Annotated in this window: 17 protein-coding genes; 5 read left to right on the top strand and 12 right to left on the bottom strand. The window is 70.9% G+C overall.

Annotation, left to right across the window (positions count from 1 at the left end; genetic code table 11):
* Positions 1–78 precede the first annotated feature (78 nt).
* The 6 genes from KCH48_RS11870 to KCH48_RS11845 form a co-directional block, all read right to left on the bottom strand.
* Positions 79–1,731 carry a serine/threonine-protein kinase gene (locus tag KCH48_RS11870; RefSeq protein ID WP_210572872.1) on the bottom strand — a complete coding sequence of 551 codons (1,653 nt, stop codon included), beginning with the start codon at positions 1,729–1,731 and terminating at the stop codon, positions 79–81.
* A 111-nt stretch (positions 1,732–1,842) separates the two neighbouring features.
* A complete protein-coding gene (locus tag KCH48_RS11865) occupies positions 1,843–3,273 on the bottom strand; it encodes a serine/threonine-protein kinase (protein WP_374104673.1) in 1,431 nt (476 codons plus the stop codon).
* 66 nt (positions 3,274–3,339) lie between these two features.
* The gene (locus KCH48_RS11860; RefSeq protein WP_210572868.1) at positions 3,340–5,001 is read right to left on the bottom strand and encodes a serine/threonine-protein kinase; all 1,662 of its coding nucleotides are present in this window, start codon (positions 4,999–5,001) and stop codon (positions 3,340–3,342) included.
* 145 nt (positions 5,002–5,146) lie between these two features.
* Complete coding sequence (locus tag KCH48_RS11855) at positions 5,147–7,939, bottom strand: protein kinase (protein WP_210572866.1); 2,793 nt, start codon at positions 7,937–7,939, stop codon at positions 5,147–5,149.
* 154 nt (positions 7,940–8,093) lie between these two features.
* Positions 8,094–10,142, bottom strand: a complete 2,049-nt coding sequence (locus KCH48_RS11850; RefSeq protein WP_210573012.1) for a serine/threonine-protein kinase — start codon at positions 10,140–10,142, stop codon at positions 8,094–8,096.
* Positions 10,143–10,257: 115 nt separating this feature from the next.
* Complete coding sequence (locus tag KCH48_RS11845; protein WP_210572864.1) at positions 10,258–11,964, bottom strand: glycerol-3-phosphate dehydrogenase/oxidase; 1,707 nt, start codon at positions 11,962–11,964, stop codon at positions 10,258–10,260.
* Positions 11,965–12,244: 280 nt separating this feature from the next.
* On the opposite strand from KCH48_RS11845, the gene KCH48_RS11840 reads away from it, so the two are divergent.
* Complete coding sequence (locus tag KCH48_RS11840; protein ID WP_210572861.1) at positions 12,245–13,453, top strand: nucleotide sugar dehydrogenase; 1,209 nt, start codon at positions 12,245–12,247, stop codon at positions 13,451–13,453.
* A gap of 90 nt (positions 13,454–13,543) precedes the next feature.
* Here KCH48_RS11840 and KCH48_RS11835 read toward each other — a convergent pair whose 3' ends face one another.
* The 4 genes from KCH48_RS11835 to KCH48_RS11820 all read right to left on the bottom strand — a co-directional run bounded on the left by KCH48_RS11835 (position 13,544) and on the right by KCH48_RS11820 (position 17,922).
* Positions 13,544–14,668 (bottom strand): GuaB3 family IMP dehydrogenase-related protein, encoded by a 1,125-nt coding sequence (locus KCH48_RS11835; protein WP_210572859.1) that lies wholly within the window; start codon positions 14,666–14,668, stop codon positions 13,544–13,546.
* A gap of 116 nt (positions 14,669–14,784) precedes the next feature.
* On the bottom strand, positions 14,785–16,290 hold the full coding sequence (guaB, locus tag KCH48_RS11830) for an IMP dehydrogenase (RefSeq protein ID WP_210572857.1): 1,506 nt from the start codon (positions 16,288–16,290) through the stop codon (positions 14,785–14,787).
* 154 nt (positions 16,291–16,444) lie between these two features.
* Positions 16,445–17,032, bottom strand: a complete 588-nt coding sequence (locus KCH48_RS11825; protein WP_210572847.1) for a sigma-70 family RNA polymerase sigma factor — start codon at positions 17,030–17,032, stop codon at positions 16,445–16,447.
* Positions 17,033–17,310: 278 nt separating this feature from the next.
* Positions 17,311–17,922, bottom strand: a complete 612-nt coding sequence (locus KCH48_RS11820; protein ID WP_003948568.1) for a response regulator transcription factor — start codon at positions 17,920–17,922, stop codon at positions 17,311–17,313.
* A 380-nt stretch (positions 17,923–18,302) separates the two neighbouring features.
* Here KCH48_RS11820 and KCH48_RS11815 point away from each other — a divergent pair, with 380 nt between their 5' ends.
* The gene (locus tag KCH48_RS11815; RefSeq protein ID WP_210572845.1) at positions 18,303–18,629 is read left to right on the top strand and encodes a WhiB family transcriptional regulator; all 327 of its coding nucleotides are present in this window, start codon (positions 18,303–18,305) and stop codon (positions 18,627–18,629) included.
* Positions 18,630–18,708: 79 nt separating this feature from the next.
* Here the strand turns inward: KCH48_RS11815 and KCH48_RS11810 are convergent, their stop codons facing one another.
* Positions 18,709–19,605 carry a LysR family transcriptional regulator gene (locus KCH48_RS11810; RefSeq protein WP_210572843.1) on the bottom strand — a complete coding sequence of 299 codons (897 nt, stop codon included), beginning with the start codon at positions 19,603–19,605 and terminating at the stop codon, positions 18,709–18,711.
* Positions 19,606–19,685: 80 nt separating this feature from the next.
* On the opposite strand from KCH48_RS11810, the gene KCH48_RS11805 reads away from it, so the two are divergent.
* The 3 genes from KCH48_RS11805 to KCH48_RS11795 all read left to right on the top strand — a co-directional run bounded on the left by KCH48_RS11805 (position 19,686) and on the right by KCH48_RS11795 (position 22,274).
* Positions 19,686–20,354, top strand: a complete 669-nt coding sequence (locus tag KCH48_RS11805; protein WP_210572840.1) for an MOSC domain-containing protein — start codon at positions 19,686–19,688, stop codon at positions 20,352–20,354.
* A gap of 367 nt (positions 20,355–20,721) precedes the next feature.
* Entirely contained in the window at positions 20,722–21,495 is a 774-nt protein-coding gene (locus KCH48_RS11800) for an SDR family oxidoreductase (RefSeq protein WP_210572838.1), read from the top strand.
* Positions 21,496–21,566: 71 nt separating this feature from the next.
* Positions 21,567–22,274: an ester cyclase gene (locus tag KCH48_RS11795; protein WP_210572836.1), complete on the top strand. Its 708-nt coding sequence runs from the start codon at positions 21,567–21,569 to the stop codon at positions 22,272–22,274.
* A gap of 69 nt (positions 22,275–22,343) precedes the next feature.
* On the opposite strand, the gene groL is transcribed toward KCH48_RS11795, so the two are convergent.
* A complete protein-coding gene (gene groL / locus KCH48_RS11790; RefSeq protein ID WP_210572834.1) occupies positions 22,344–23,966 on the bottom strand; it encodes a chaperonin GroEL in 1,623 nt (540 codons plus the stop codon).
* Positions 23,967–23,969: the final 3 nt, after the last annotated feature.

Here is a 23,969-nt window from a genome sequence, read left to right as displayed (position 1 = left end):
CGGGAATGCTCTTTGTCGACGCGATGCCTTGCGATCAGGCCGCGCATCGGGAAGGCGGGCGCAGGCGGCGGTTGAAGCTCACAGCTTGTCGATGTCCAGGTTGGCGATCGTCGTCCGCGCCACGTCGCGTCCCCGCTCGGTGAAGTCGCCCTTGCCCGGATAGCTGATCGTCACCTTGTACATGTCGCCGGCCGAGGTCTTGTAGTAGAAGAGCTTCAGCTCGCGGGGGCGCGGGTTCTGGGTGTCGGTCGTGGTGTACGTGACGGTGTTCTCGGCCGACTGCTTGCCCTTGTACGTGGTCGACTTCGGCTTGGTCCGAGCGCCTTCGGGCATGGCGAAGTCGTAACTGCCCTGGTCCTTGAACACCTCGTTGTCGGCGTACATTTCGGCCGCGGCGGAGTTCTTGATCTCGTTCGAGGTGTCCTCGGACTTCCTGTCCACGTTCACGCCGATCCAGATGCTGCCGCTCCAGTCGGTGTAGGTGACCCAGTTCTTGTCGTTGTCGTCGGCGTCCGGCTTGCCGACCTGGTAGGTCGCCGGCACCTGGAGTGTCACCCCCAGCTTCCGGTGCGCCCGCTGCGTCCAGCCGTCCGGCAGGGACCCCGCGAACGGGTCGGCGATCACCAGATACGCCGCCACCGCACCCGCGACGACCGCCGCACCGATCCCGAGCAACGCCTTGCGCCCCAGCCGGACGCCTCCCGCGCCATCCCCTCCCGTGCCGTCCCCGGCGATCCGCACGACCTGCGTCGGCGCGGGCGCCGGCGGATTCGCGGCCGTCTCCAGCAGGGCGCGCACCTGGCCCGCGTTCGGGCGGCGGGCGGGGTCCTTCTGGAGCAGGCCGTTGATCGCGTCGGCGAGGGGGCCCTGCGCGGTGGCCGGCGGTGCGGGCGTTGCGTTGAGGACCGACTGGAGCGTGGCCGGAGTGTTGCTGCGGCGGAACGGTGAGACGCCCTCCGCGGCCGCGTAGAGGACCACACCAAGTGACCACAAGTCGCTTGCCGGGCCGGGGCGTTGGCCCAGCACCCGCTCCGGCGCGATGTACTCCGGCGAGCCGACGAAGCCGCCGGTGTCGGTGAGGTTCGTCTCGCCCTCGATCTGCGCGATGCCGAAGTCGGTGAGGACGACGCGGTCGTGCCGGCCGAGCAGGACGTTGTCCGGCTTGACGTCCCGGTGCAGGATGCCCGCCGCGTGCGCGGCCTCCAGCGCGCCCAGCACTTCGAGGCCGATTCTCGCCGCTTCCCGGGCCCCGAGCGTGCCCTCCTGCAGCGCGTCGCCCAGTGAACGGCCCTGCACCAGCTCCATCACGATCCATGGCCGGCCGTCCACGACCGCGACGTCGTACACCATCACGACCGCCGGGTGGTCCAGCCGGGCCGCGGCACGCGCCTCGCGACGCATCCGCTCGAAGGCGTTGGCACGTTCGCGCTCGGGAAGATGATCCGGTACGCGCGGCTCCTTGACGGCGACCTCACGGTCCATCGTCTCGTCCTTGGCCCGCCACACCGTGCCCATACCGCCGTGTCCGAGCTTGGCCAGCAGCCGGTAACGGCCCGCGATCAGCCGCCCGGCGCCCGGGTCCTGCGCGGGCGCGGACTGCGCGGGCGCGACCTGTACGGGCGCCGCATACGGGTTATTGGGGTGCGGCACCGCGGCGGGCGGTCTCGGCGGTTGCAGATCGAAACTCGTCGGCTCGTCGGACCCGTAAGGGGCTCCCCCGTTGCTGCTCATGTGTTTATCCATATCGCGGCAACCGCTCCCGGTTCCACAGGGAACGCATTCCGGTCACAGAGCCGTGACGCAGTTCGCCCCTTATCCACCCTTTACATCTCTATCTCCCGTTCACCCCCGCATGAACGTGTCGAGCGCTACGTCGAAATACGCGCGCCCCTGCCGCGCCTCCCCCACCGGCGCCGACACCTGGACCTCGTACAACCGGCCGTCCTCCTGCCACCACAGCTCGTACGTGTACTTCGCCTGACCTGCCGCGTTCCAGGTGAACTCCCGGCGGGCGGCGGGGTGTCCGTGGTGCGTGGTGGCGATGACCCGGCCGTCGCGGTACCCCGCGTGGGTGTCCGGTCCCTTCTCGTGCGCTCGCCGCATCGCGTCCAGGGGGCCGCCGGGCGGCTCGGTCTCGCTGATCCGGACGCTCAGGCGGAAGGTTTCTCCATCCGACACGTACAGCCCCTGAGCGCGACGCGTGAACCCCGCCGGCACGGCCAGCGAGAACCCCGCCGGCTCCTCGACGACCCGGTACCCGGCGGGCGCGGACACTTCCGGACGAGGCGTGTCGCCCTCACCGTTCATGAGCAGCGCCGCCGCCGACGCCCCCGCCCCCGCCGTCGCGGCGACCAGCAGCGCGCCCACCAGCACGCGCCGGCGCCGGTACGTCACCGCCTGCGGCGGCAGTCGCCCCATGTCGAGAAAGTCCCGCAGCATCCGCTCGGCTCGCTCGGCGTCCAGCCGCTGGTCCGGATCGCGGTCCAGCAGCCCTCGTACGACGGGCAGGATCGGCTCGGCCTGGACGGGCGGACGGATGTCGTCGGCGATCACCGCGTGCACGATGCCGCCCAACGAGTCGCGCCGGAACGGCGATTCCCCGCTCAGGCTCGCGCACAGCAGCGCGCCCAGCGACCACAGATCGGACTCGGGGCCGGTGCGGGCGCCGGTCATACGCTCGGGCGCGGTGTACTCGGGCGAGCCGACGAAGGTGCCGCTCTCGGTGAGCGTGGGGGCGCCCGTCAGCCGGGCGATGCCGAAGTCGGTGAGGACGACGCGGCCGGTGGCGGGCTCAAGCAGGACGTTCGCGGGCTTGAGGTCGCGGTGCAGGACACCGGCCGCGTGCGCGGTGCGCAGGGCGCTGAGCAGGGCGATACCGATCCGGGCGACCTCGGGGGCGTCGAGCGGGCCGTCCGCGGAGATGCGCTCGGCGAGGGAGCAGCCGTCGATCAACTCCATGACGATGAACGGGCGTTCGTCGTGCTCAACCACATCATGGACGACGATGATGTGCGGGTGACTGAGCTGGGCGACCGCGCGGGCCTCGCGCAGAGTGCGGTCGCGCTGCTGCCGGACCTCGTCGGCGGAGAGGGTCTCGTCGAGGAGCAGTTCCTTCACCGCCACCCGCCGGCGCAGGAGCCGGTCGGTGGCCCGCCACACGACACCCATGCCGCCACGGCCCAGCCGCACATCGAGCCGGTAACGACCCGCGATCAGACGGGGGTTGCCCCATCGGCCATCCCCCTGCTCCCTCTGGGTCCCCATGCGCCCCATCATGCCGCACCGGATGGGTCCCCTCCGGAGCGCCGATCGGCCAAGTCACGGGCGGTGGCCGAAAGTTCAGGGCGTGCGGGTGGGCTCCCGCCAGCTCTGCAGAATCCGCTTGAACTGTTTGTCGGCCGTCGCCCAGTCCTCTGCCGGCGACGACATGTAGATCACGTACTCGGTGCCGTCCCGGGCGATGTACATCTCTTCGACGGCACGGCGCGGCCCGGCGACGTACGGAGGATCCTTCTTCAGCGCGGTCCAGGTGTACTCCCACAGCGAACCCTTGTGATCGCGGTAGGTGTTCTCCTCCATGGTCACGCGGTTGTAGTTGACCAACCCGTTGATCTTGAGCTGTTCTTCCAGGTCAAGCTGATGCTGGTACGGGTCGGCGAAGTCCGGTGAGGTGTCGATGGCGATGCGGACGAAGTGCTTGCCGCCGTCGGGCGTGTAGTCGATCTGCGTGAGGTCGCCCTCGTCGCTGTAGGGCTTCCGCTCCCAGCCCTTGGGGAGGGAGAGACCGAAGCCCAGCGGGTCGTTCACGTCCACCCAGCCATCTGACTCCGTGGGGCTGGGCGAAGGCGGCGCAGACATAGTGTCCGTCTGCCGCTCCTCGTCCCACTTCTGGTACGCCACGGCGCCACCGCCGCCGACCAGCGCGGCGAGTACGACGACCAGGGCGAGCGTGCGCAGTCGGCGGCGCTTCGGCCGGGCGGGGGGCACTGGCCCGATGCCGGTCGGTGGCGCGAACGTCGTCGGGCCGGTGGCGGGCGGATACGGCGCCCCGGTGTCCGGACTCTGCGGCACATGCACGGCGCCGGTCTCATGGTGTGCGACCCCATGTTGCGCGACCCCATGGTGCGGGACCACATGTTGCGGGCCCCCATGTTGCGTCGGCACATACACCTGCGCCCCGCTGGACCGACGCCCCTCCGCCGCCTCCGCGAGCATCAGCTCGGCGGCCTCCGCGTCGGGTCGTACGGCCGGATCCTTGTGCAGCAGGGCGGTGATGACGTCGCCGAGCGGGCCGGCATGCTGCGGCGGCGCGGGCTCCTCCTCGACGACCGCCTGCATGGTGGTCAGCGGCGAGGTGCGGCGGAACGGCGACCTGCCCTCCACCGCCGTGTACAGCGTGGCACCCAGCGCCCACAGGTCGGAGGACGGCCCGGGATCATGGCCGCGGATGCGCTCGGGGGCCAGGTAGTCGACCGAGCCGACGACCTCTCCGGTGCGGGTGATCGTGTTGTCGCCCTCGATCTGCGCGATACCGAAGTCGGTGAGGAGTACGCGCCCGTCCTGCGAGAGGAGGACGTTGCCGGGCTTCACATCGCGGTGCAGGACACCGGCGGAGTGGGCGGCACGCAGGGCGCGCAGCACCCACAGTCCGATACGCGCGGTCTCCTCCGGCGCGACCCGGCTCCGCTCCTTCACCGCGTCGGCGAGCGAGTGGCCCTCGATCAGTTCCATCACGATCCACGGCCGGCCGTCGTGCTCCAGCACGTCGTGCACGGTGACGACGGCGGAGTGGTTGATCCGCGCGGCCGCGCGCGCCTCCGCCCGGGTACGGGCGAGGAGTCTCTCCTGGTCCGCCTCGGAGACATAGAGCGCGGCGGTCAGTTCCTTGATCGCCACCGCCCGGTGCAGCACCTCGTCATGCGCGCGCCACACACGGCCCATGCCGCCGCTGCCGATCGAGTCGGCAAGCCGGTAGCGGCCCGCGAGAAGCAGGCCCTGCATCTGATTCACGTTGCCCCGCAATGGTCTTGACAGGGTCAGACTAAGGACCGGCCCGCCCGCAGGGAACCGCGGGGGTGGCACGGAGACAGTCCTGTGACGGTTGTCGCTTCGGCGGCCGACAGGCAACCGAACACCGCAAGCGCTGTCAGCCCGTGAACCGATAGGTGGCCGCCGCCTGCTCGTACAGCCGCGTCACTTCGTCCCGCTCGGCGTCCGGGCCGCGCAGTTGCAGCACGTGATAGCGCCCGTCGATCAGGATCGCGAGGTTGCGCACGAACAGCTCGCGGCCGTCGGCGCCGGTCCAGGTGAACTGCCCCTCGGCCATGGTCCGCCCGCCCACCTGAATCGTCTTCAGGCCGGTGGCGGTGGCCCAGCTGGAGTCGCGGTACGGCTGCAACTCGGGCTCTTTCTCCCGCTGATACGCCATCGGATCGGTGCCGTACTCGTCCGCGGTGTCCCGTCCCGGTACGACGATGAGGTCGAAGTCGCCGTTCGAGTAGACGACCTGCCCGCGCCCGTTCTTCGCGGTCCGGTCCCAGCCGCCCGCGACGGCGACGGCGAAGCCCTCCCGGTCCGTGCGCAGTGCGAAGCCGTCGGGGAGGTCGGGAGCGGTGGTCTGCGTCTCGTCGGAACCGGCGGACGCCGAGGGGCTCTCCGCGCCCGGCGAGGTCTGGTCGGGCCGCGGCTCACTGCTCGCCTCGGGCGACTGCGCGGGTTCCTGGCTCACTTCACCGGCGGCCCCGGTCCGGTCGGTGTCCTCGGTGCCGGTGCTGTCGGACTTGGGCATGAACAGCATCGCGTACGCGATCGCCGCGGCCATCGCCAGCAACACCACCAGCAGCAACGTACGGCCGAGACTCCGCGGCGAACGGGCCTGCTGCCGCGCCCGCTTGTGCCGCCCGTGCGTCGCGGGCAGTCCGGCCCGCCGCCTGCGCACCAGCTCGCCCTTGCGCCGTACGATCGGCAGCCGGCTCGCGTCGACGGGCGGCGCGGCGACGACATGCGCCCCCGCTTCCGGCTCGGGCGCCGACCGCACCAGCGAACGCAGCCAGCCCCGCAGCTCCTCGAACTCGAGCCGGTCGGTGGGGTCCTGACGCAGCAACGACTCGACGACCGGCCGCAGCGGACCGCACTCCTCCGCGAAGGCGGGCGGCTCCGCGCACACCAGCTGCACCAGCTCGGCCGTCGACTCCTCCGGATACGGCGCATGCCCCTGCACGGCCCGGAACAGCAACGCCCCCAGCGCCCACAGATCGGTGGCCGGCCCGATCGGCGCCGCCAACTGCCAGTTCTCGTGCACCGGCCCGGCCTGCTCCGGCGCCCAGCGCTCCGTCACCGGCCCCACCACAGCCATCCGCGCCTGCCGCGCCCGCTCGGCGGCCAGCGCGGTCGTCGGCCCCCGCCGCACCGGCGCCCCGGCGACGAGGTCGTCCCAGCGGCTGGGGGGCGGGGTCTGGGAGGCGTCGGGAAGGGGGGCGGGGGCGTTCGCTCCGGGAGGGAGTGCCGTACGGCCCCCCTGGTCGCCGCCGACTTGCCCATGGGCCCCGGTCTGCACACCCCGCGGCGCGGCCCCGTGCCAGGAGGCTCCGCCCACTCCGTACGGGTCGGCGATCTCTCCCGGGGCAAGGGAATTCGGCGGGATGTCGAGGCCGTGGTCGTAGGGGTACGGCGACGGGTCGACGCCGGTTTCGGACGCGGGCCGGAGGTTGGACGCGTCGCTTCCGGGGGCGTACGGCGGCTGCTGGGCGCCGTCGGCATACGGCCGCTGCGTCGAGCCGTCGGTCTGAGCGTGCGGGGTGCCCTCAGGGGAGGGGCGGGCCCCGGGGAGGGCGGCCCGGCTGCTCTGCTCCGCCTCCTGGACGCGGGCCGCGGCGCGGGCGCCCGCTCGATACGCGGCGATCGCCCCGGCCCGCGCGGCCCGGATGTCACCGCCGATGTCGGGAGCCCTGCGGGCGATCGCGCTCGACGCGCCCGCCCCGTTCGCCGCTTCCGCCCCGACGGCCGGCAGCCCTCCGGCCGCCCGAGCCTCGATCGCGGCCCTCCGCGCGGCCTCGGGATCGACGTCCGCGGCCCCAGAACCGCCACCGCTGCCGCCGGGCCCTCCGAAGCCGCCCGGACTCACCGGACCACCAGCACCACCGAACCCACCCGACGAACCACGGCCATCCGCGTCCCGGAAGCCCACGGACCCGCCGGAATCTCCGCCCCCACGCCCGTCACCGAACCCCGGAGCGCCACCCTCCCCCGCGCCCGCGTCCGCGCCCCCGCCCGCCTCGCCGTCCTCAGCTGGTACCGGGTCGTACCCGCACAACGCCTCCTCCGCCGCCCCGACCGCGAGGCCGGTCAGCATGACGCGGCCGTCGTCGCAGACGAGGACCGTGCGGGCGGTGATGTTGCGGTGGACCCAGCCGTGGGCGTGCAGGACGCGCAGGGCCATCAGGACGTCGGAGGCGACCTCGGCCGCCCGGTACGGCGTCAGCGGCTTCTCGGCGAGGAGGGCCGCCAGCGGCCGTGCGGCCACCAGTTCGCTGACGATCCACAGCGAACCGCCCTCGGCGAACACGTCGAAGACCTGGTCGAGCCGGGGGTGGTCGGGAATCCGGGCCGCGGCCTGGGCGGCCTCCACGGCACGCCGTACGGCCGGATCGGTGGGCCGCCGCGTGGCCTTCCGCACCGGAGGGCGTCGCGCACCACGCTCCCGCGCCCCACGGTCCCGGGCCGCGAAACCGTCTGGCAACCGTGCCGTGAACCCGTCCGGCAGCCCCTCCGCGTCGAGCACCTCGGCCTCGACGATCTCCGGCAACGGCACCTGCCTGACCAGGACTTCCTGCCCGCTGTAGGTGTCGAAGGCCCGGGACTCGGTGAGTTCGTACTCGTCGGACGGCGGCAGCGGCAGGCGGTAGCGGTCGGCGAGTACCCGACCCGCATAGTCGTCCACGTTGCCTCCCCCGGCCGCCCGGTTGGTCAAATCCGTTCGCCTTGCGGCCCGTTATGGATGCGTACGGTCCGCAACCACTCACGATACGTGCCGGAGGCAACCCGCACCGAGGTGATGCCCAGATCTCATGCCCCGTTACGCCGGGCCCGTCACGTCACGACTTGGGTTCGAAACTCTTCGCCAGCGTCCGCCAGGTGTCCTTGCGCAGCTCGCTGCCCCAGTTCGCGGCTTTCGCGGTGTACATCAGCGCATAACCCTGGTCGTCGTCGACGACGAACCCTCGGTCGATGGTCCGGTACTTCGTCCCGCTCTCGACATAGGTGAACTCCCAGTCGGCCGCGTTCCAGCCGCGGTAGCCCACCGCCTCTATCCGGATCCTCTGGTACTGAGCGCGCTTCATGCCGGACTCCTGGCTCTTCCAGTCCGCCACGGGGTCATCCTTCGGCGTGGACGTCCAGGCGACCAGCAGCTTCTGCCCGTCGGGCCCGGTGAACCGGTCGCCCGCAGCCCCCGCGGTCTGGAACTTCCACCCCTTGGGCAGCCCGATCGCATAGGTGCCGCCCTGGTGCGTCGACGCCACCCCGGCCGCCCCGCCGGCCTCGGCACCACTGTCACCGGACCCACTCGCACTCGTGCTCGGCGTACTTCCGGACCCGGAACCGGACGTCGAACCCGTCGTCGACCCCGCCCCGGCGGACTCCGTCGCCTTACTGTCCGTACGCGTGCCCCCGCCCGCGTCCTCCTTGGTCGAGGCGCTCGCACTCGCCGAGGCGGAGGCCTTGCCGCCGCCCGCCGAGTCGTTCGAACCGTCGTCGTCCCCGAACATGAACGCCAGCACCGTGCCGAGCACCGCGAGCACGACGACCACCGCGATGATCACCAGCGTCCGCTTGGGCACCACATCGGTGAGCGGCGCCCTGGGCACGGGCCGCGGCGGCAGGTCGGGCGGCGGCATGACGGGCCAGCCCGAACTCCGCCCGCTCGAGGCCGTGTTCGCGGCCTGCGATGATCCGGAGGCCTCATCCGAGGCGAGGCGCTCGCCGGCCGACGCCGACGCCGTCGCCGTACCCGATTCCCCGGACGCGGTCTCAGCCGCACCCTCGGATTCCGAAACCGTCGTATCGCTCCCGGACTTGGGGCGAGCGGTGGCCGCGGCCGACGCCGTGGCCGCCCCGGCCGACGCGGCGGCCTTTCGCATGGAACGCAGCGCGCCCCGCAGCCGCTCACCCGCCTCCGCGCCCGCGGAACCCGCCTTGCCCGTCTTGTCCTTCGGCTCGTCCGGCTGCGCCGGCAGCGGCACGACCTTCGTCGCGTCCGCCGGCGGCTCCGGCTCGGCCTCCTTCGGCTCGGGCGCGTGGATCACCGCGTTGAGCATGGCGCGCGCACCGGCGTCGTCCAGCCGCTGGGCCGGGTCCTTGGTGAGCAGGCCGTAGATGACGTCCTTGAGCGGTCCCGCGTTCTTCGGCTCCTCCAGCGGCTCGGTCATCACCGCGGTGAGCGTCGCGATCGCGGACCCCTTGTCGTACGGCGGGGCACCCTCGACCGACGCGTACAGCAGCCCGCCGAGCGACCACAGGTCGGCCGCCGGTCCCGGCTTGTGCCCGCGGGCCCGCTCCGGGGAGATGTAGGAGGGGGCGCCGACGAGCATGCCGGTCGATGTGATGGACGGGTCGCCCTCGACCTGCGCGATACCGAAGTCGGTGAGCACGACCCGGTCGGAGCCGGACTCGAGCAGCACGTTCGACGGCTTCACATCGCGGTGCAGGATGCCCTCGCGGTGAGCCGAACGCAGCACATCGAGGACCGCGAGGCCCACCTCGGCCGCGCGCCGGGGCTCCAGCAGGCCGTCCTCCCGGATGACCTCGGCGAGCGACTTGCCCTCGACGAGTTCCATCACGATCCACGGCCGGTCGTCCTCGTCGACCACGTCGAAGACCGTCACCGCGCTGTTGTTACGGATCCGCGCGATCGCCTTGGCCTCACGCAGGGTGCGCGTGATGAGCCGTCGTTTCTCGTCCTCGTCGATGCTGGACGGAAACCTGAGTTCCTTGACGGCGACCGTCCGCCCCAGGGTTTCGTCCTCGGCACGCCAGACCGTGCCCATGCCGCCGCGGCCGAGCACATCTCCCAGCCGGTACCGCCCGGCGAGGAGACGTGCGCTCTTGTCCTGACGGGATGTCCCCGCCCGCTCCGCCTCCGACATGCGTCCCCTCATGCAACCCGCCCTGACAGAGCCTCCATTGTCTCTTACTCGGCAAGTGCCCGACGCCCAGGGTGCCCCAGGCGCCGAGCGGAAGGGACTGCGGGAGCCGAAGGCTCTACAACGGCACGATGTCCGGCGCCCCCAGCCTGGCCGCATCCGCCGTCAGGTCGTCCGGCTGGCGCTGCGACTCCCGCTCCGCCTGCACCCGCTTCTCGTAGTGCTCGATCTCGCGCTCGATGTGGTCCTTGTCCCAGCCGAGGACGGGCGCCATCAGCTCGGCGGCCTCACGGGCACTGCGCGTCCCGCGGTCGAAGGTCTCGATGGAGATACGGGTACGCCGGGTCAGTACGTCGTCCAGGTGCCGTGCTCCCTCGTGCGAGGCGGCGTACACGACCTCGGCGCGCAGATAGTCGTCGGCGGCCTGCAGGGGCTCACCCAGCGACGCGTCGGCGCCGATGAGGTCGAGGACTTCCTCCGCCATCGCCCCGTACCGGTTCAACAGGTGCTCCACGCGCACCACATGGAGCCCCGAGCGGGCGGCGATCCGTGCGCGCGCGTTCCACAGCGCCCGGTAGCCCTCGGCGCCGATCAGCGGGACGTCCTCGGTGACGCACTCGGCGACCCGCATGTCGAGGCCGTGCACCGCCTCGTCCACCGCGTCCTTGGCCATCACGCGGTACGTCGTGTACTTGCCGCCCGCGACGACCACCAGCCCCGGCACCGGGTGCGCGACGGTGTGCTCGCGGGACAGTTTGCTCGTGGCGTCGGACTCGCCGGCCAGCAGCGGGCGCAGCCCCGCGTACACGCCCTCGACGTCGTCGCGCGTGAGCGGCACCGCGAGCACGGAGTTCACATGCTCCAGCAGGTAGTCGATGTCGGCGCTGGAGGCGGCCGGGTGGGCCTTGTCGAGGTCCCAGTCGGTGTCGGTGGTGCCGATGATCCAGTGGCGGCCCCACGGGATGACGAACAGCACGGACTTCTCGGTGCGCAGGATCAGACCGGTCGACGAGTGGATGCGGTCCTTGGGCACGACCAGATGGATGCCCTTGGACGCGCGGACGTGGAACTGCCCACGCTCCCCCACCAGCGCCTGCGTGTCGTCGGTCCACACGCCCGTGGCGTTGACGATCTGCTTGGCGCGGATCTCGTACTCCCCGCCCGCCTCCACGTCCTGCACCCGGGCCCCGACGACTCGTTCGCCCTCGCGCAGGAAGCCGGTCACGCGGGCGCGGTTGGCGGTCTTCGCCCCGTACACCGCGGCGGTGCGCACCAGGGTCGCCACGAAGCGGGCGTCGTCCATCTGCGCGTCGTAGTACTGCAACGCGCCGACCAGCGCCTCCGCCTTCAGGGCGGGCGCGACGCGCAGGGCGTGACGGCGGCTCAGATGGCGGTGCACGGGCAGTCCCCGGCCGTGGCCGCGGGCCATCGACATGGCGTCGTAGAGCGCGACGCCCGATCCTGCGTACAGGCGCTCCCAGCCCTGGTGTTGCAGCGGGTACAGGAACGGCACCGGCTTCACGAGATGCGGGGCCAGCCGCTCCAGCAGCAGCCCGCGCTCCTTCAGCGCCTCCCGGACGAGCGCGAAGTCGAGCATCTCCAGATAGCGCAGGCCGCCATGGATCAGCTTGCTGGACCTGCTCGATGTGCCCGACGCCCAGTCACGTGCCTCGACCAGCCCCGTGGACAGGCCGCGTGTCACCGCGTCCAGGGCCGTGCCGGCGCCGACGACGCCGCCGCCCACCACCAGCAGGTCCAGCTCGTGCTCGGCCATTGCTGCCAGGGACTCGGCGCGCTGCGCCGGCCCCAGTGTCGCTGTCCTCACCACTGCCTCCTGCTGTCGGTCGCCGGTCCCACCCGTCGGGTGAACCCCGTCCGTCTCCCCCATGCCCAAATTCTGACCGTCATGCCCGACTTCAGCCACCGCCCGCCCGCCGACCTGTGGACAACTTTCACCGACCTGCCAGAAGACACAAAAAGACACAGGAAAATCAATGCCGTATATCGGTCATATTTACTCCTAGTCTCACATTGCGCTCGCTCACGCTGTCCACACGACTTGCGCACCTGTCCCGCTTCGGCTACTGGGAAGGACGGCCCACGCCATGCCCGCAGATCTCGCCGTCATCGGTCTCGGCCCGTACGGCCTGCCCCTGGCCCAGGCCGCCGTCGCCGCCGGCGTCGCCACGATCGGGTACAAGACGGGGCCCGAGCCCGGCTCCCTCAGCCCCGCCGAACTGCGCCGGATGCTCTCGGGGGGCTTCCGGCCGACCACGAACCCGGCGGAGCTGGGCCGGGTGCGCACCGCCGTCATCTGCGCCCCGACCCCCCGGGGCGCGGACGGCGGCCTCGACCTCGGCCAGGTGGAGGCCGCCGCGCGCACCCTGGCCGAGCGGCTGCGCCCGCACACCACGGTGATCCTCGAATCCCCCGTCCACCCGGGCACCACCGAGGAGTTCCTCCGCCCGCTCCTCGAAGAGGGCTCAGGACTGCGCGCGGGCCGCGACTTCCACCTCGCCTACTCCCCCAGCCGCGTCGACCCCGGCAACCGCGACTTCACCCCGGCCAACATCCCCAAGGTGATCGGCGGCCTCACCCCCGCCTGCACCGAGTCGGCCGCCGCCTTCTACGGCCGCCTCACCGACAAGGTGGTACGCGCGCGTGGCCCCCGCGAAGCCGAAACGGTACAGCTCCTGGAGACCAACTTCCGTCACGTCAACATCGCCCTCGTGAACGAAATGGCCGTCCTCTGCCACGACTTGGGCGTCGACCTCTGGGACGTCATCCGCTGCGCGGAGACCAAGCCCTTCGGCTTCCAGCCCTTCCGCCCCGGCCCCGGCGTCGGCGGCCACTCCGTCCCCCAGGACCTCACCGGCCGCGCCGGCCGCACCCTCCGCATGGTCGAACTCGCCCAGCAGGTCAACAACCAGATGCCCCGCTACGTCATCCAGCGCGCCGCCAAACTCCTCAACGAACACGGCATGTCCGCCCGCGGCGCCCGCGTCCTCCTCCTCGGCGTCACCTACAAACCCGACCTCGCCGACCAACAGTCCACCCCCGCCCAGGAGATCGCCATCCGCCTGATGGAACTAGGCGCCTCCATCAGCTACCACGACCCGTACATCCCTTCCTGGAACATCCTCGACCGCCCGGTCCCCCGCGCGGACTCCCTGTACGAGGCCGCCGCGGAGGCCGACCTGACGATCCTGCTCCAGCAGCATCGGACGTACGACCTTCAGGGGCTGTCGGTGAAGGCGCAGCTGCTGCTGGACACACGGGGGGCTACGCCTACGGGGGCGGCGCATCGGTTGTGAGGGGGGCGCAGTTGGGCACGCAAAAGGCCGGTCACCCCACCCGGGGTGACCGGCCCTTCCCTGACGTAGACGGAGACGCAGACCTACGGGCTACCGCTTGTGCTGCGAGTCGGCCACCGTGACCTCGACCCGCTGGAACTCCTTCAGCTCGCTGTAGCCGGTCGTGGCCATCGCCCGCCGCAGCGCACCGAAGAAGTTCATGGAGCCGTCGGGAGTGTGCGACGGACCCGTCAGCACCTCCTCGATCGTGCCGACCGTCCCCAGGTCGACCTTCTTGCCGCGCGGCAGTTCCTCGTTGACCGCCTCCATGCCCCAGTGGTGCCCCTGACCCGGCGCATCCGAGGCACGCGCGAGCGGGGAGCCCATCATCACCGCGTCCGCACCGCAGGCGACCGCCTTGGGCAGGTCGCCCGACCAACCCACGCCGCCGTCCGCGATCACGTGGACGTACCGGCCGCCGGACTCGTCCATGTAGTCACGCCGCGCCGCCGCCACATCCGCGACAGCCGTAGCCATGGGCACCTGGATGCCCAGCACATTGCGCGTGGTGTGCGCCGCGCCGCCGCCGAAGCCGACGAGGACGCCCGCCGCGCCCGTACGCATCAGGTGCAGGGCCGCGGTGTAGGTGGCGCAGCCGCCGACGATCACCGGGACGTCGAGTTCGTAGATGAACTGCTTCAGGTTGAGCGGCTCGTGCGAACCGGAGACGTGCTCCGCCGAGACGGTCGTGCCGCGGATGACGAAGATGTCCACGCCCGCGTCCACGACGGCCTTGGAGAACTGGGCCGTGCGCTGCGGGGAGAGCGCGGCCGCGGTGACCACGCCCGAGTCGCGCACCTCCTTGATGCGCCGGCCGATCAGCTCTTCCTTGATCGGAGCGGCGTAGATCTCCTGGAGGCGGCGGGTGGCCGCCTCGACGGGGAGGCCGACGATCTCGTCGAGCAGCGGCTGCGGGTCTTCGTACCGCGTCCACAGGCCTTCGAGGTTCAGCACGCCGAGGCCGCCGAGCTCGCCGATGCGGATCGCGCTGGCCGGGGAGACGACCGAGTCCATGGGGGCGGCCAGGAAGGGCAGCTCGAAACGGTAGGCGTCGATCTGCCAGGTGATCGAGACCTCCTTCGGGTCGCGCGTACGACGGCTGGGGACGACGGCGATGTCGTCGAAGGCGTACGCCCTGCGGCCGCGCTTGCCGCGCCCGATCTCGATCTCAGTCACGTGTGTGGCCTTTCCCTGATGCTTTCAGCGTCTTCCAGTATCGCCGACGGCTACGACAAGGGCGGCCCCGGATGCTCCGGGACCGCCCTTGGACACGCTTCACGCGCGCGTGCGCGTCACTTGCTGCGGCTGTAGTTCGGCGCCTCGACCGTCATCTGGATGTCGTGCGGGTGGCTCTCCTTGAGGCCCGCGGAGGTGATCCGCACGAAGCGGCCCTTGGCCTCCATCTCCTCGATGGTGGCGGCGCCCACATAGCCCATGGTCTGGCGCAGCCCGCCGACGAGCTGGTGCAGGACGCTGGAGAGCGGGCCGCGGAAGGGCACCTGGCCCTCGATGCCCTCGGGCACCAGCTTGTCGTCGGCCGAGACCTCGGCCTGGAAGTAGCGGTCCTTCGAGTACGACTTGCCCTGGCCCCGGGACTGCATGGCGCCGAGCGAGCCCATACCGCGGTACGACTTGAACTGCTTGCCGTTGATGAACTGCAGCTCACCGGGCGACTCCTCGCACCCCGCGAGCAGGCTGCCCAGCATCACGGTGTCGGCACCGGCGGCCAGCGCCTTGCCGATGTCGCCGGAGTACTGCAGGCCGCCGTCGCCGATCAGCGGGATACCCGCCGGGCGGGCGGCGAGGGAGGCCTCGTAGATGGCGGTGACCTGCGGGACGCCGATGCCGGCGACCACGCGGGTCGTACAGATGGAGCCGGGGCCCACGCCCACCTTGATGCCGTCGACACCGGCGTCGATCAGCGCCTGGGCGCCGTCACGGGTGGCGACGTTGCCGCCGATCACGTCGACGGACACGTTCGACTTGATCTTCGACATCCAGCTGAGGGCGTTGCTGTTATGGCCGTGCGAGGTGTCGACGACCAGGAAGTCCACCCCGGCCGCGGCGAGCGCCTGGGCGCGCTCCAGGGCCTCGGGGCTGGCGCCCACGGCGGCACCGACGAGCAGCCGGCCCTCACCGTCCTTGGCGGCGTTCGGGTACTTCTCGGCCTTGACGAAGTCCTTGACCGTGATGAGGCCCTTGAGCACACCCGCGTCGTCGACCAGCGGAAGCTTCTCGATCTTGTGGCGGCGCAGCAGCTCCATGGCGTCCACGCCGGAGATGCCGACCTTGCCGGTGACCAGCGGCATCGGCGTCATGACCTCGCGCACCTGACGACTGCGGTCGGACTCGAAGGCCATGTCGCGGTTGGTGACGATGCCGAGCAGCTTGCCGGCCGGGTCGGTGACGGGGACACCGCTGATGCGGAACTTGGCGCACAGGGCGTCCGCCTCGGCGAGCGTCGCCTCCGGGTTCACCGTGATCGGGTCGGTGACCATGCCGGACTCGGACCGCTTGACCAGGTCCACCTGGTTGACCTGGTCCTCGACGGAGAGGTTGCGGTGCAGCACACCGACGCCGCCGAGACGGGCCATCGCGATCGCCATGCGGGACTCGGTCACCTTGTCCATCGCCGCCGAGAGCAGCGGGATGTTGACCCGGACGTTGCGGGAGATGCGGGACGAGGTGTCGACCGCGCCCGGCAGCACCTCGGATGCGCCCGGCAGCAGCAGCACGTCGTCGTAGGTCAGCCCGAGTGTCGCGAATTTACCGGGCACTCCGTCGACGTTCGCAGTCATGACACCTTCCCCAAATGGCCTTGATCGGTGCGGATGTCCATGCTAACGGGAAGCATGGGTCTCAAATTCCACGGTTCTGGGTGACCACCGGCTTCGTATGTTCGTACGGACATCGCGGGCGGCCTGTTCAAGGAAGGCGCCTACGGCACAGGCGTTACTGCTCTGCCAGTGCCCTGAGTCGGCTCAGCGCCCGGTGCTGCGCCACTCGGACCGCACCGGGTGACATTCCCAACATCTGACCCGTCTCCTCCGCCGTCAAGCCCACGGCGATGCGCAGCAGCAGCAGCTCGCGCTGGTTCTCCGGGAGGTTGGCCAGGAGTTTCTTGGCCCATTCGGCGTCGCTGCTCAGCAGCGCGCGCTCTTCGGGGCCCAGTGAGTCGTCGGGCCGCTCCGGCATCTCGTTCGACGGGACCGCCGTCGAACCCGGGTGCCGCATCGCCGCCCGCTGCAGGTCCGCGACCTTGTGCGCGGCGATGGCGAAGACGAAGGCCTCGAAGGGGCGGCCGGTGTCCTTGTAGCGCGGGAGGGCGAGGAGGACGGCGACGCAGACCTCCTGGGCCAGGTCCTCCACGAAGTGCCGCGCGTCGCCCGGCAGCCGGGACAGACGGGTGCGGCAGTAGCGCAGGGCCAGGGGGTGAACATGGGCGAGCAGGTCATGCGTCGCCTGCTCGTCCCCGTCGACGGCACGATGAACGAGCGCTCCGATCGCCCCTTGGGCACGGGATGCCTCGTCATCGCGCATCGGTCCATGGTGCCTTGCGGCCGTCGGGTCCGTGGCACCGCGTCCGTTGTTGTGCACCGAAGCGTTATGAGCAGGTGCGCCGGAACTCATCCCCTGCGCCCTCCCCTTCCGCTCGACCGACTCGTCCCCGAGAGACTCCACACCTCAAGGATGCGGCATCCGCGCCGAAACGAGCAGCGGGCACCGACCCGCGCCCCGTCAGGGGCGCGGGGAACTGCGCGACCAGCCACGGAATACCCGCAGCCGCCGGACAACACAACGCGGCACCTCAGGAGCGCCTAGCGCACCAGGCCCCACCGGAAGCCGAGCGCCACCGCATGCGCCCGGTCCGAAGCCCCGAGCTTCTTGAACAGCCGCCGAGCATGCGTCTTGACCGTGTCCTCGGAGAGAAACAGCTCGCGCCCGATCTCGGCATTGGACCGACCGTGGCTCATACCCTCGAGCACCTGGATCTCACGCGCCGTGAGCGTCGGCGCCGCCCCCATCTCGGCCGACCGCAGCCGCCGCGGAGCGAGCCGCCACGTCGGGTCGGCGAGCGCCTGCGTCACCGTGGCGCGCAGCTCCGCACGCGACGCGTCCTTGTGCAGATACCCCCGCGCACCGGCGGCTACCGCCAGAGCGACCCCGTCCAGGTCCTCAGCGACGGTGAGCATGATGATGCGCGCACCGGGGTCGGCGGACAGCAGCCGCCGGACGGTCTCGACGCCGCCCAGACCGGGCATGCGTACGTCCATCAGAATCAGGTCCGAGCGATCGGCGCCCCAGCGGCGGAGGACTTCCTCGCCGTTGGCCGCGGTCGTCACGCGCTCGACACCGGGCACGGTCGCGACCGCGCGGCGGAGCGCCTCTCGGGCAAGCGGGGAGTCGTCGCAGACGAGGACGGATGTCATGGCCGTCCTCCGCAGCTGATGCACGTCACCTTGAGCCTCCAGGCTGGTACGAAATCGTCACCTGTGCGGTCGACCGCGTCGGACGCCTGCCCGAGCGCTTGTTGGTTCAACCGCCTCCGCACTCTCAACGACGGTCACTCGAAAGAGTTACGGGGCCGCGCGCCGTCTTCGGCACTCTACGTGAGGGGGCGGACACGGTGCAGAGAGGCGCAGAAGACCCTCAACGTTTCATCACAACCATGCCCCATTTAGCCCCATTTCTTCCCATCAAGCGGATTCTGAGGCTAGATTCGCAATGAGTCATATTTTCATCTCCTTAGATCGTAGATGTACGGTCGTGGACACCGTATCCGCCCAGAACGGCTACAAGGGGTCACGTAATGGCAGATTTCTCCCGCCTTCCCGGACCGAACGCGGACCTGTGGGACTGGCAGTTGCTCGCTGCCTGCCGCGGGGTGGACAGCTCGCTCTTCTTTCATCCGGAGGGCGAGCGGGGTGCGGCGCGGAGTGCTCGTGAGAACTCGGCCAAGGAGGTCTGCATGAGGTGCCCGGTCCGCGCGCAGTGCGCGGCGCACGCGCTGGCGGTGCGCGAGCCGTACGGCGTCTGGGGCGGCCTGACCGAGGACGAGCGCGAAGAGCTCATGGGGCGGGCGCGCAATCGGCTGGTGTCGGCATCACCGGCCGGCGAACATGCCTCGTCCAGTTGACCGATCACATTCGAAGGAACGTTTCTGCACAGCTTCTCCACAGACACAGACCACACCAGGGGCACGCGCTCGCGTGCCCCTACCTTGTGGCCGCCCGCGCCAGTTGCTCCAGCGTCGCCGCCACGGCGGGCACCTGCGCCAGGTCGGGCAGCGTGAGGGCGACGATCTCCCGCCGGACCGCCGGTTCCAGCGTCACCGTGCGCGCGCCCCGTGGTCGTACGGACTCGATGGCGAGCTGGGGCAGGACGGCGACGCCCAGGCCCGCGGCCACCAGGCCGACGACCGCGGGGTAGTCGTCGGTCGCGAAGTCGATGCGGGGAGTGAAGCCCGCGCCCTCGCAGACCTCGACCAACTGGCCGCGGCAGCGCGGGCAGCCCGCGATCCAGGGCTCGGCGGCGAGTTCGCCGATGGCGACCGAGTCCGCGCGCCCGAGCCGGTGGCCGTCCGGCACCAGCGCGACGAGACGGTCGCGCAGCAGCGGTCGTACGACGAGGTCGTCCCACTCCTCGGCGCCCGCCGCTCCCTCGTAGCGGAAGGCGAGGGCGAGGTCGCAGTCGCCCTCGCGCAGCATCTCGACGGAGCGCGGGGGTTCGGCCTCCTCCAGGGAGACGCGGGTGCCGGGGTGGGCGGCGCGCAGGGCGGCGAGGGCGGTGGGGACGAGGGTGGAGCTGCCGCTGGGGAAGGAGACCAGGCGGACGCGGCCCGCGCGCAGGCCCGCGATCGCGGCGACCTCCTCCTCGGCGGCGGTGAGCCCGGCGAGGATGCCGGAGGCGTGCCGGACGAGGGCCTCGCCGGCCTGGGTCAGCCGCATCTCGCGGCCGGTGCGGATCAGCAGGGGGGTGCCGACTGATGCCTCCAGGGCCTTCATCTGCTGGCTGACGGCGGGCTGGGTACAGCCCAGTTCACGGCCCGCCGCGGAGAAGGAACCGGTGGTGGCCACGGCGCGCAGGACACGGAGATGACGGGCCTCGATCACTCCTCGAGCATAAGCGCTCCTTGGGTACGACGCCGGATATTCCGTCGACACTTTGGGTGCCGGTCGCCTAGCGTGCCTCCATGAAGCTTCTGTCTGTCAATCTGGGCCGCCCGAAGTCCGTGCCGTACACGGACCAGCCGGACGGTGTGACCGGCATCGACAAGCGGCCGGTGGACGGGCCGGTGCGGGTGGCGGCGCCCGGGCCCAAGGGCCTCGCGGGGAGCGGGGTGGCCGGGGACGCGGTGTGCCACACGCGGCATCACGGCGGCGACGACCAGGCCGTGTACGCGGTCGCGCGCGAGGATCTCGACGACTGGGAACGGGAGTTGGGGCGACCGCTGGCGAACGGCGTGTTCGGCGAGAACCTCACGACGACCGGTCTGGATGTGTCCGGGGCGCGGATCGGCGAGCGCTGGCGCATCGGGTCCGTGGTGCTGGAGGTCACCAGCGGCCGGATTCCGTGCAGCGTCTTCCAGGTCCACCTGGGTGAAGAGCGGTGGGTGAAGCGCTTCACGGCGAAGGGGGCGCCCGGCGCGTATCTGCGGGTGATCGAGCCCGGCGAGATCCGCGCGGGCGATCCGGTCGAGATCGTGCACCGGCCCGCTCACGAGGTGACCGTCGCCCTGCAGTTCCGTGCGATGACCACCGAGCGGGCACTGCTCCCCCAACTGCTCGCGGCCGGCGACGCACTGCACCCGGAGGCACTGGCGAAGGCGCGAGAGTACATGGAGAAGCAGAGGGCCTCCTGACGCGCGACGGCATCCCGCCGGATGGCGCCCGCACCGGCACACCGGGATCCACCGGCCGGACACGCGCCCGCACCGGACCGCTCGGCGCCTGGCCCCCTCCCGTGCCGCGTCGCGCCCATCGAAAAGAGACACCCAAGACCTGACGCACGACGGCATCCCGCCGGATGGCGCGCGCACCGGCACACCGGGATCCACCGGCCGGACACGCGCCCGCACCGGACCGCTCGGCGCCCGGCCCCCTCCTGCTCCGCGTCGCGGCTGTCGGTCTGATGGGCTCTCAGCACCTCGGTCTCCGCCTGGGCTTCACCTGGCGGGAGGGGCTGTGCAGGGAGCGGACTGGCAGGCTCCGGGTGTTTAACCTTGCGCCATGACAACGGCTCTCATCACCGGATCCACCGCGGGCATCGGCGCCGCGTTCGCGCGGCGGCTGGCGGCCGACGGGCACAACCTCGTGCTGGTCGCGCGGGACACCAAGCGGCTCGCGGAGCAGGCGACCGAACTGCACGACCGGCACGGCATCGAGGCGGAGGTGCTGCCGGCCGACCTCTCCGAGGACACCGGCATCGACGCGGTCGCCGCCCGCCTCGCCGACCGCAAGAACCCCGTCGACCTGCTGATCAACAACGCGGGCTTCGGCAACAAGGGCCGCTATCTCGACGTATCCATGGCCGACGAGCTCAAGATGCTCAAGGTGCACTGCGAGGCGGTGCTGCGGCTGACCTCCGCCGCGGCGGAGGCGATGCGGGAGCGCGGGCGGGGTGGGGTCATCAACGTCGCCTCGGTCGCCGCCTTCGTGCCGCGCGGTACGTACGGGGCGTCCAAGGCATGGGTCGTGCAGTTCACGCAGGGCGCGGCGCGTGATCTGGCCGGCAGCGGCGTACGGCTGATGGCGCTGGCGCCCGGTTTCGTCCGTACGGAGTTCCACGAGCGGGCCGGGATGGGCACGGACAACATCCCCGGCTGGATGTGGCTGGACGCCGACAAGCTGGCCGCGGCGGCCCTCGCCGACCTGGTGCGCGGCAAGACGCTGTCGATTCCCGACCCCCGGTACAAGGTGCTGATGGGCATGGCGAAGGTGGTGCCGCGCGGGATGCTCGGCGGGATCACCTCGAAGACGGGGCGCAAGTACGGGCCGCAGTAAGCCGACAGAAAGGGCGCTCAGGAGGAGAATGGAGCTGTTCGACCGGACCCTCGGGGGACGGAGGCGACGCCATGACGTTCGTACAGCTCATCGACTGCAAGACGAGCCGGTTCGACGAGATGAACCGGCTGATGGACACCTGGGTCGAGCAGACCAAGGGGAAGCGGACCGCGACGCACAGCGTGATCGGCAAGGACCGGTCCGACGCGTCGCACTTCATCGAGATCGTGGAGTTCCCGTCGTACGAGGAGGCGATGCGGAACTCGAACCTCCCGGAGACCGACAAGATCTTCCGGGAGATGGTCGCCCTCTGCGACGAGATGCCGACGTTCACGGATCTGGACGTGGTGCGCGACGAGCAGTTGTACGCGGCCACCGCGCGACGGTTCTTCGACGCGCTGCCCGGGAAGGGCGCGGCGCCCACGTTCAACGATGTGCTCATCGAGGACTATCACGACCACGATCCCAGCAACCCGCAGGACGCCATCGGGCTCGACGCCTTCCGGCGCCAGGTCGAGGTGTGGCGGGGCGGCTTCGACTTCTCGTTCACGATCGAGGACCAGCTGGCCCAGGGTGACCGGGTGTGCACCCGCTGGACCTGGAACGGCCTGCACAAGGGCGACTTCCTCGGGATCGCGTCCACCGGGAAGCGGGTCTCCATGACCGGGACGACCATCCACCGGTGCGGTCCGGACGGGAAGATCGCCGAGGGCTGGTGGCAGTACGACCGGCTGGGGCTGATGGCGCAGTTGGGGGCGCTGGACGCGCTGGAGCAGTGACCTGAGGCAAGCAGGCAACGCGAAGGCCCGGCACCCACAAGGGGTGCCGGGCCTCGGTGCTGACGTACGTCAGTGGGAGTGGCCGTGGCCGCCCGCGGCGGCCGGCTCTTCCTCTTCCTTCTTCTCGACGACCAGGGTCTCGGTCGTGAGGAGCAGGGAGGCGATGGAGGCGGCGTTCTCCAGGGCGGAGCGGGTGACCTTCACCGGGTCGATGACGCCGGCCTTGACCAGGTCGCCGTACTCGCCGGTGGCGGCGTTGAAGCCCTGGCCCTTGTCGAGCTCGGCGACCTTGGAGGTGATGACGTAGCCCTCCAGGCCGGCGTTCTCGGCGATCCAGCGCAGCGGCTCGACGACCGCGCGGCGGACGACGGCGACACCGGTGGCCTCGTCGCCGGTCTTGTCGAGGTTGCCCTCGAGGACCTTGGCGGCGTGGACCAGCGCGGAGCCACCACCGGAGACGATGCCCTCCTCGACCGCGGCGCGGGTCGCGGAGATGGCGTCCTCCAGACGGTGCTTCTTCTCCTTCAGCTCCACCTCGGTGGCGGCGCCGACCTTGATCACGCACACGCCGCCGGCCAGCTTCGCGAGGCGCTCCTGGAGCTTCTCGCGGTCCCAGTCGGAGTCCGTGGTCTCGATCTCGGCCTTGATCTGCGCGATGCGGCCCTCGACGCCGCCCTTCTCACCGGCACCGTCGACGATCGTGGTGTCGTCCTTGGTGACGGTGACGCGGCGCGCGGAGCCGAGGACGTCCAGACCGGCCTGGTCGAGCTTGAGGCCGACCTCCTCGGAGATCACGGTGGCGCCGGTGAGGACGGCCATGTCCTCCAGCATCGCCTTGCGGCGGTCGCCGAAGCCGGGGGCCTTGACGGCCACCGCGTTGAAGGTGCCGCGGATCTTGTTCACGACGAGGGTGGAGAGGGCCTCGCCCTCCACGTCCTCGGCGATGATCAGCAGCGGCTTGGAGGAGTTGGACTGGATGACCTTCTCCAGCAGGGGCAGCAGGTCCTGGATGGACGAGATCTTGCCCTGGTTGATCAGGATGTACGGGTCGTCGAGGACGGCCTCCATACGCTCCTGGTCGGACACCATGTACGGCGACAGGTAGCCCTTGTCGAAGGCCATGCCCTCGGTGAAGTCCAGCTCCAGACCGAAGGTGTTGGACTCCTCGACGGTGATGACACCGTCCTTGCCGACCTTGTCCATCGCCTCGGCGATCAGCTCGCCGACCTGCTGGTCCTGCGCGGACAGCGCGGCGACGGCGGCGATGTCGGACTTCTCCTCGATCGGGCGCGCGGTCGCGAGGAGCTCCGCGGAGACCGCGGCGACGGCGGCGTCGATGCCCTTCTTCAGGGCGGCCGGGGAGGCGCCGGCGGCGACGTTCTTCAGGCCCTCGCGGACCAGTGCCTGGGCCAGCACGGTGGCGGTGGTGGTGCCGTCACCAGCGATGTCGTTGGTCTTGGTGGCCACCTCCTTCACCAGCTGCGCGCCGAGGTTCTCGTACGGGTCCTCGATCTCCACCTCGCGGGCGATCGTGACACCGTCGTTGGTGATGGTGGGTGCGCCGAACTTCTTGTCGATGACGACGTTGCGGCCCTTGGGGCCGATCGTCACCTTGACCGTGTCGGCAAGCTTGTTGACGCCGCGCTCGAGGGCGCGACGGGCGTCCTCGTCGAACTTCAGGATCTTCGCCATGGG

The organism is Streptomyces sp. GESEQ-4, from assembly GCF_017948455.1.
Classification (GTDB): Bacteria; Actinomycetota; Actinomycetes; order Streptomycetales; family Streptomycetaceae; genus Streptomyces.
This window is presented reverse-complemented; position numbering and strand designations above follow the sequence as displayed.